Origin of the sequence: Janthinobacterium sp. Mn2066 (genome assembly GCF_049319705.1) — a bacterium.
Classification (GTDB): domain Bacteria; phylum Pseudomonadota; class Gammaproteobacteria; order Burkholderiales; family Burkholderiaceae_D; genus Janthinobacterium.
Genome location: NZ_JBMOUF010000036.1, coordinates 1 through 550 on the forward strand (window position 1 = coordinate 1; position 550 = coordinate 550).

The following is a 550-nucleotide window of genomic DNA, read 5'->3' on the forward strand; positions in this document are numbered from 1 at the left end:
GCGGTGCTTCCCGTGTCTATCGGGCGATAAACCTGGAAGGAGTTGGCGCTTTCGTAGGCACGGCTTGCCCAAAAGCGCGGCTGCTTGAAGTCAGAGACCCATCCGCTGCTACCGGTACCGGTGTAGCCCTGCACGTGTCCATGGACACTGCCCCCCTTATAGGAATCAAAAACAGCGGTATCTCCGGGCTGGTAGTCAGTCGTCGAGACCTTCTCAAAGCCGTTCCGCTCCAGCAACGCGCCATAGTCCTTCGCTGAAACAGGTCGGTTGCGGGTGTCCGCGCCACCGGCTTCGAGCGTAGTTCTCACATATTTGGCGCACTGCCCCAGGGACTTGTCTTTCGCATTGGCATCAAGGGCCTGCGTGTAAGCGCAAACACAAAGGAGCCCATCGGGGTCTACGGAATGAGGGTCAGTTCTGCCATTCAGACACAGCCTCAAATTAGCCTCCACCTGTTAAGTCGAATAACTGTCAACTGTCAGCGTAAGTATGCGAACGATAAAGCTAAGGAAGAGCTTGTGTCTGAATGGCAGAACTGACCCTACTGCCC

General features: G+C 55.8%; 1 pseudogene. It reads right to left on the reverse strand.

The features are described 5' to 3' along the window. A pseudogene (locus ACL9RI_RS27640) lies at positions 1 to 308 on the reverse strand (hypothetical protein); the annotation flags it as partial. Positions 309 to 550: the final 242 nt, after the last annotated feature.